The sequence below is a fragment of the Pseudoalteromonas sp. Isolate3 genome (assembly GCF_022398505.1).
In the GTDB taxonomy this organism is placed as follows: Bacteria; Pseudomonadota; Gammaproteobacteria; order Enterobacterales; family Alteromonadaceae; genus Pseudoalteromonas; species Pseudoalteromonas apostichopi.
Genome location: NZ_JAKEVN010000170.1, coordinates 1 through 5,635 on the forward strand (window position 1 = coordinate 1; position 5,635 = coordinate 5,635).

The window sequence follows — 5,635 nt, forward strand, 5'->3', positions numbered from 1 at the left end:
ATATTAAAGAGTCTTCATGTTAAAAAAAATAATATTAAATGCAGTCGCTTTGTTGCTTTTAAGCTTTATTTCTTATCAAACTAGTTCACAAATAAATCAAGTTTCAAACTCACTAAACAAAAGTTTAAGCGCGCCAGAAGAGTTATTGACCACATGGGAGCTAGATGAAGCAGCTTCAATTGAATATGCAAAAAAGTCAGCTAATTGGAATGAACATATCGCTGATTTAATGCCGAAGCTAATCGCAACAAATAAACAAATAAAATACCGCTTTAATCAGGATGAAATGGTAACTATTCATGCTAAAAAAGAGCACGAGATTGCAATTAGCTTGATTAAGCAAACTCCCAAGTCATTACAGTTCAAATTTGAACTCGATGATAAGCCAAAGCACTTGCAAGTTATAAAAGCTGCAGGTGGACGAATCAATATACAAGCAGACGGCTTGCTTGGTTATCAGTTCTTGTTGTGGAAAAAAGGTCGAGAGCGCCTAACCGGTGTGTAAAAACTTTTTGTTAAGAATTTTGCAGTTAACAATTGCAAATCCAAACCAATTACCCTGGATAGTTAATTGAGTTTGATCTTAAAAGGTGGCCATAGGATTGGTCACCTTTTTTCTTTTTATAGGCTCATAGTTAGTTTGCTGAGTTTTCATCAATCATGATCTAGATCAATAAAATTACTGGGCAGATTATTATACTGCCGCGCTTCATTCTTGTATTAATTCATGCAACCGACTTGTACTCGGTTCGATGTGTGGAGCTTTCATGTCGTCACCTATTTTGACCCCTCGTCCTTTTACGCCTGAGTTGTTATCACCTGCGGGTAGTTTAAAGAATATGCGTTATGCCTTTGCTTATGGTGCAGATGCTGTTTACGCTGGCCAACCTCGTTATAGCCTTCGTGTTCGTAACAATGAGTTTGACCTAGATAACCTGCAGATTGGTATCAACGAAGCGCACGCGCAAAATAAAAAATTGTATGTGGTGTCGAATATTGCTCCTCACAATGCCAAAGTAAAATCGTACTTACGAGATATTGAGCCAGTCATTGCTATGCAGCCTGATGCGCTGATCATGTCTGACCCTGGGCTAATCATGCTAGTTCGTGAAAAGTGGCCAGATATGCCGATTCACTTATCGGTGCAGGCCAATGCGGTTAACTATGCCACGGTGAACTTTTGGGCTCAGCAAGGTATCGAGCGAGTTATTTTATCGCGTGAGTTATCGCTAGAGGAAATCGCTGAAATTCGCGAATTATGCCCAAATACAGAGCTTGAAGTATTTGTTCACGGTGCACTTTGCATGGCGTATTCAGGTCGTTGTTTGCTATCAGGTTATATCAATAAGCGTGATCCAAACCAAGGTACTTGCACTAACGCATGTCGCTGGAATTACGATGTGAAACCAGGCACCGAGAATGAAACTGGCGAAATGGTGCATAAAATCGACCCTAAAGCGGTGATCCCAACTCTCGGTGATGGTGCACCAAGTAACGAAGTGTTCATGCTTGAAGAGCAGGGCCGCCCTGGTGAGTACATGCCTGCTTTTGAAGACGAGCATGGCACTTACATCATGAACTCAAAAGATTTACGTGCAGTTCAATATGTTGATCAGCTTACTAAAATGGGCGTGCATAGTTTAAAAATTGAAGGCCGTACCAAGTCTTTCTATTATGTTGCTCGTACTGCACAAGTGTATCGTAAAGCTATTGATGATGCTGTTGCAGGCCGTCCATTTGATGCCAACTTATTTAAAACCCTAGAAAACTTAGCTCACCGCGGTTATACCGAAGGGTTTTTAAAGCGCCATGCGCATCAAGACTATCAAAATTATGAGTATGGTCATTCTGTATCAGATAAGCAGCAGTTTGTTGGTGAAGTATTAGGGCGCACTAGTAATGGCTTGGTTGAAATTGATGTGAAAAATAAATTTTGTACCGGTCATTCACTTGAGCTTATGACACCTAAAGGCAACATCAACTTCAAGCTAGATTTTATGGAAAATAAAAAAGGTGAAGCCATTAGTGATGCGAAAGGCTCAGGACATATTGTGAAAATTCCTTTGCCAGAAGACCTCGATTTAGAGCATGCTATTTTGATGCGTAACCTAGATGCAGATCAAGACACCCGTAATCCATTCAATAAAGCTTAACTGAAAGATGCGCTAAGTCACTCTTAGCGCTTTTACTTCATCTTTTTTTAGTAATTCTCTGTCGTTACTGGTTATTTTTACTATCCTTTTTTCTAGGGTATTAATAAAACATAATCAAAAACTATAGTGAAATACGTCGTTCATCCATCACATCAAAGAGAGCTTTTACATACAGTACCTTTTATTGCGGTAGGTGTATTGCTGCTCGCCATTGTCTTGCTATTGGAGCAATTAGGTCTTATTGCTGCTATTCCTTTTTATATAGCGATGCATACCTGTGTCGAATTGTTCTCAGTTGTGATCTCGTTTTTAATTTTTGCTATTGGCTGGAATACTTGGCATTTCACTAATAACTACAAACTGTTACTGCTTTCTTGCACCATGCTTTGCGTAGCTATTTTCGACTCATTGCACTTTTTAGCATTTGACAGCATGCATGAAGGCGATGCTGATATGAATCTAGTTATTAGCCTTTGGTTAGTTGCACGGCTCTTTAATGGAGCTGCATTTTTAATTATTGCAGCAGGTATTTGGGTCAAATATAAGCCGTTAAATGCGCGTGCTTTACTTACCTCTTTGCTGCTATTTAGTTTATTCATTGCGAGCTCACTTTTTTATTTTCCAGAGCTACTGCCAGAAATATATATTGAAGGAGTGGGTGGTAGCCATATTAAGTTTTTAATTGATTTGCTTGTTTTTGCGCTTTATGGTGCAGCCGCTGTAATGTTTGCAATACAGCTTCGCGAGCCTAGGAAAAACTTAAATATTGCTGGTAAAACAATCGTTTGTTTATTAGCTATTTTAAGTGAGGTCTGTTTTTTGGTTTTAAATGATGCGTCGCACACTACCAACACCTTTAATTTTTTTGGCCATGTTTATAAAGGGCTAACTTATTTTTTATTGTATAAGGTCCTCTTTGTTGAGACTGTAACAAAGCCTTATACAGCTCTAGATAACTTTTCTAAACAGTTAAAAGCAACACTCACGGCACTGCCTGATTCTGTTTTTGAACTTGAAAGAGACGGTACGTTCCGTGAAGTCTTCAGCGATAACTCAGATGGTCATATATTTACTAAAGGTATGGTCGGTCAAAATATTAGCAGTATGTTTGAGCAATCAGATGCAGATGACTTTATGCGTATGCTTATGGAGACTAAAAAGTCCGGTGTGTGTTTGGTAAATACCTTACCGATCACCATAAATGGCAGATGTATTCATTTTGAGTTTTCGATAACTTTGTTCGATCATGAAATTGATGGGCCAACATATCTGATTAATGCTCGCGATGTATCAGATAAAGTAGGCCGTATGGCAGCACTTGCACAGCAAAGTAAATTCAATCGAGGATTGTTACGGCTTACCGAAATTTCGTTTCAAGACGATCAAGATATTTTATTGAATTTTGCGGTAAATCAATCGCTTGAAATCACTAATTGCGATGGAGCAGCTTTGTTTCTTTGTAACGAACAAAAGCAACATTCCTATCGAGCAGAGCCAGGCACTATCTTTGATGTATGCACTGAGAAATTACAAGCTAAAATAGCGGCAGGTGAAGCTGTTATTGTTAACTATAAACATGCTAAAGAGTATGGCTTACCAAGCGACTCAAGCTCATTATTGGTGGTGCCGGTGATGCGCCATAGTCAATGCCATATGGCGATAATTCTTCAGCACCAAACGAAGGTTTTTAGCGAGCATGATAGGCGAATGCTGACTGTATGGGCCGAGTCTGTATGGCAGTGGTTTCATAAAATTAATCTAAATAAACGCATGCATATATTGTCTCAAGCGGTTGAGCAAAATCCACACCCAATTATGTTTACAGATACAGATGCAAAAATTGAGTACATGAACCGCGCTTACTTAGAGATGTGCCAGTACGACTATGATGAACTAATAGGCCAAAGGCCCGATAAAATCAGTGCAGGGCAAACTGATTCCAGTGTTTACGAAAATATGTGGGAGCATTTAAAAAAACGAAAAGCGTGGGTTGGTGCATTGGTTAATAAGACTAAGCATGGCAAAGTGATTGTTGAGCAAACCACCATTTACCCATTGATGGATAAGCAAGGTTCGGTAACAAACTACATTTCATTTCAGCATGATGTAACGAAAGAAGTCGAAAGTGAAACGCTTATACATCAATTGTCTTATTATGATCAGCTAACAGGGCTTGCAAACCAAAACAAGCTGCAGATTGAATTTGAACAAACAATTAAACTTCAAGAAGATGTAAAAGCAGCTTTTATTTTAGTTGGTTTAGATAATTTTAAAATTCTAAATAAAGCACTAGGAATGGCTAACTGTAACCTTGTGCTGCAGAACTTGAGTGCACGAATTTGTAATTTTATGGGTGAGCATATTATAGTTGCTCGCTTGCAAGGAGACCGCTTTGCATTTATCACACCTTATACTTCAACAGGTGCAATAAATAAGAGCTGTCACCACTTATTAAAGGTGATCAGTGAACCTCTTACGATTAATGATGATTTAATCGTTGTTACAGCTTCTGTTGGTGTTGCCTTGTATCCAATTGATGGGCAAAATTTTGAGCCTCTATTACAGATGGCTGAGTCAGCGATGTTTGAGGTTAAGCGACTAGGTCGTAATAATGCCTTATTTTACGCCGAAGAAATGAATAAATCTGGGCTCAGACAATTACAAATCATTAATGCACTTAATTTCGCTCTTGAAAATAATGAGTTTTATTTGGTATTTCAACCGCAAATTGATATTGCATCTGGCCATGCGGTGGCTGTTGAAGTATTACTACGCTGGCACTCAGCAACACTAGGTAATGTATCTCCTGCTGAGTTTATACCCATTGCTGAAAGCAGTGGCCGCATTAGTGAAATTGATGACTGGGTATTCGAACATACCGTTAAAACAATTCGTCAATGGCGAGATGACAGCATGCCGCGTCTCACTTTTGCAATAAACTTGTCTGCAACTAAGTTTGTTAATAAACACTTACTCGGTGATTTAATATCGGTATTACAAACTTACTCCATTGAGCCTGAATGTATTGAACTTGAGTTAACTGAAACAATAGCAGTAGGGAACCCCAAATTTGCATTAAACACTATAACAAAATTGCGTGAGGCAGGTTTTAAAATGTCGATTGATGATTTTGGTACGGGCTATTCGTCGATGAATTATTTAAAAGATTTTTCCCTTGATAAGCTAAAAATCGACAAATCGTTTATTGATGATTTAGAAACCCCCAGCGATGCAGACACTGCAATCGTTAAAGCTATGATTGATTTAGCCAGCGCATTAAGTATGGAGTCAATTGCAGAAGGAGTCGAGACAGAGCAACAGCTGAAAATACTTAAACAGCTTGAGTGTTCACAAGTACAAGGTTATTACTTCAGTAAACCGTTGCCATTAGAAATGCTTTACACGTTTTTTGAGAATATTAAAAATTAAGTGTGCGGAAAAGTAGTAAGAATACTTTGTTCCTATTGTAGGTTGTCTAATAT

The 5,635-nt window shown here is 38.5% G+C and carries 3 protein-coding genes; all 3 read left to right on the plus strand.

The genetic code is table 11. From position 1 onward, the window contains the following. The first annotated feature begins 16 nt into the window (after positions 1–16). Complete coding sequence (locus L1D46_RS19495) at positions 17–505, plus strand: hypothetical protein (protein WP_130052877.1); 489 nt, start codon at positions 17–19, stop codon at positions 503–505. Between the two features lie 262 nt (positions 506–767). Beyond that, positions 768–2,153 (plus strand): tRNA 5-hydroxyuridine modification protein YegQ, encoded by a 1,386-nt coding sequence (gene yegQ / locus L1D46_RS19500; RefSeq protein WP_130052876.1) that lies wholly within the window; start codon positions 768–770, stop codon positions 2,151–2,153. A gap of 126 nt (positions 2,154–2,279) precedes the next feature. Beyond that, entirely contained in the window at positions 2,280–5,582 is a 3,303-nt protein-coding gene (locus tag L1D46_RS19505) for an EAL domain-containing protein (RefSeq protein ID WP_130052875.1), read from the plus strand. Positions 5,583–5,635: the final 53 nt, after the last annotated feature.